Source organism: Raoultibacter massiliensis, assembly GCF_900199545.1.
Classification (GTDB): domain Bacteria; phylum Actinomycetota; class Coriobacteriia; order Coriobacteriales; family Eggerthellaceae; genus Raoultibacter; species Raoultibacter massiliensis.
Genome location: NZ_LT962671.1, coordinates 191,226 through 194,120 on the forward strand (window position 1 = coordinate 191,226; position 2,895 = coordinate 194,120).

General features: G+C 69.7%; 1 protein-coding gene and 1 pseudogene. Both read left to right on the forward strand.

Annotated features, from left to right (window positions below):
• Positions 1–1,869: thioester domain-containing protein (locus C1719_RS04955; RefSeq protein WP_281255972.1), on the forward strand; the 1,869-nt coding region annotated here is incomplete at its 5' end.
• A gap of 48 nt (positions 1,870–1,917) precedes the next feature.
• A pseudogene (locus C1719_RS04965) lies at positions 1,918–2,895 on the forward strand (VirB4-like conjugal transfer ATPase, CD1110 family); the annotation flags it as partial.

The window sequence follows — 2,895 nt, forward strand, 5'->3', positions numbered from 1 at the left end:
CTCATCCTGGCGGCGGGGGCGCTGCTCGCCTCCGTGGCGGCCTCGCCCGCCTACGCCGCGCCGAGCACGGTAGACGTGTCCATCGGCGGCAAGATCCCCTACGGCGGCTTCGCCACCACGTGGATGAGCGCCGACGGGAACATCGCCTACTGCGCCGAGCCCTCGTCCCCGACGCCCGCGCCGGGCTCCTACTCGACGAGCCCCGTGCCGAGCGGCGACGTGACGGCGGCGATCTGGTACTCGTTCGGCTCTCCCGGCTTCGACGCGTCGATGTTCCCGGGCAGCTGGTACGACGGCGGCGGCTGGGACGACGCGAAGTACGCCGCGGCGAGCCACGTGCTCATCGCCTACGCCTACTCTGGGTCCGAGTCGGCTGCCACGCACGGCACGAGCGCCGAGTTCGCCTCCTGGGCGAAATCCGAGCTGATCGGCGGAACCTTCGCCAAGATGAAGGCGGGCGCCGGCAAGGTATCCGCCGGGTTCGAGGCGTTCTGCGTCAGGACCGGCGGCGGCTCCCAGACGCTCGTGAGCTTCAGCTGGTCCACGGGCGGAGTCAAGGTCGCCAAAACGGACTCCGAGGCGGGCGCCGAGCCCCAGGGCGACGCCTCGCTCGACGGCGCGAGCTTCTCCGTCGTGAACGAGAGCGGCCGCTACGTGCTGGTCGGAGACAAGTACTACGCCGACGGCGAGGCGTGCGCCACGATCAAGACCGCGCCCGAGGACGGGTCGCACGTCGCCGCTACCGGCACCGACGCGCTTCCCGCAGGCAATTACCGCATCGTCGAGTCCGGCGCGCCCGAGGGCTACGGCGCAAGCGACTCCTCCGTCGCGTTCACCGTGAAGGCCGGCGAGGTGGCCGACCTCACGGGCGACCCCGTGACCGACGAGGTCTTCCGCGGCGGCGTGCAGGTGACCAAGTCCGACAAGGAGCTGCAGGCGTCCGAGGCGCTCGCGGGCAACGGCCACAAGGAGGCGCCTGGCGAGCACCCCGGCCTCGACGGGATCGAGTTCACCGTCACGAACCGCTCGGCGCACAAGGTCCTCGTTGACGACGAGTGGCGCGAGCCGGGCGAGGCCGTGACCACGCTGACCACCGCATGGAACGACGAGGCCGGCGCCTACACCGCCCAGACCGCGACCGATGCCCTGCCGTACGGGACCTACGACGTGCGGGAGACGGCGACGAACGGGAGCTACCTGCTGACCGACGGCGAGCCCCGCACCTTCGAGGTCCGCGCCGTCGGCGAGATCGTGAGCGCCTCCGCGGACGGCGCCGCGCTCGAGTTCCGCGACCAGGTGGTGCGCAACGACCTCGAGGTCTNCCGCATCACCAACATCGACATGCACGGCCTCGGCCAGAACATGCGCGTGTTCGGCATGATCACGGCGCTCGAGATGGTGCGCAACCGCGTGATGGTCACGCCGCCGCGCCCCAACTACACCTGGCTCTACATCGACGAGGTGCAGAGCCTCTTCGCGCACCCGACGGTGGTCGAGTACTTCGCCCGCCTGTGGCGCGAGGGGCGCAAGTTCGGCCTCATCTGCACCGGCATCAGCCAGAACACGAGCCACATGCTGGCCAACGCCGAGGCCCGCGACATGGTGCTCAACTCCGAGTTCTTCCTGCTGCACAAGCAGTCCACCGCCGACCTCGACGCATGGGCGGAGATGCTCCAGCTCTCCGCCGCGGAGCGCGGCTACATCGGCGACGCCGTCAAGCCCGGCGAGGGGCTGCTCATCAGCGCGGGGATCCGCGTGCCCATCACCGACGACTTCCCGAAAGGCTCGCTCTACGACCTGTGGAACACCAAGCCCGCAGAGGTCGCCGAGCGCGAGATGCACCGGGCGGCCCGAGAGGCGGAGGAATAGGAATGGCCGGCCCGAGCGAGGGCGGCGGGATGCTCGAGGTGGTCGGGGCGCAGCGCCGCGACGTGCTCACCGCNCTGGGACAAATTGTCCCCGACGTCGGGCGCGCGCACGAAGGACTTCGTCATGCCCTCCACGCTCGACTTCAAGCCCGAGGGCAGGTCCGACTGCTTTTGCAGCGACGGGCGCTACGGCGCGGTGCTCGCCGTGCGCAGCTTCGGGTCGGTCATCGAGGAGGCCTACCTCGCCTCCATCATCGACCTGCCGCTGCCGCTCAACGTGACGCTGCACGTGCAGCCCATCGCGCAGAGCGAGGCGCTCGCGCTCGTGAAGCGCCAGATCGACTGGATGGACAAGGAGATCATCGACGAGCAGATGAGCGCCGTGAAGAAGGGCTACGACTACCAGATCCTGCCGCCCGAGCTGCGCTTCTCGAAGGAGGAGGCCGAGGAGCTGCTCGACTTCCTGCGCAACAAGTCCGAGCGCCTGTTCGTCTACACGGGCCTCGTCTACACCTGGGCCGACAGCCTCGAGGAGCTCGACCGCCGCGTCCAGCAGGTGACGAGCGTCGCGCAGGGCTGCACGATCGGCCTCGAGCCGCTCCACTTCCGGCAGCGCCAGGCTCTCAACTCGGTGCTCCCGCTCGGGGACAACCACGTCACCGTGAGCCGCTACCTCACCACGGGGCAGGTGGCTATGCAGATGCCCTTCGCCAGCCAGAGCCTCGACGAGGCGGGCGGAGGCTACTACGGGCAGTCCAAGGAGAGCGGGAACCTGGTGCTGTGCGACCGCAAGCGCCTGGCGAGCCCCATGGGCTTCGTGTGCGGCAAGCCCGGCTCGGGCAAGAGCTTCTCGGTGAAGCGCGAGATAACCAACACCGTGCTCGCGCACCCCGAGGACGAGGTCGTGATCTTCGACCCGGCCGGCGAGTACGGCAACCTCGTCGGCGCGCTCGGCGGCGCGAACGTCGAGCTCGCCCCGGGATGCTCGGCGGTGCTCAACCCCCTCGACACCGCCGACGTCGCGGAC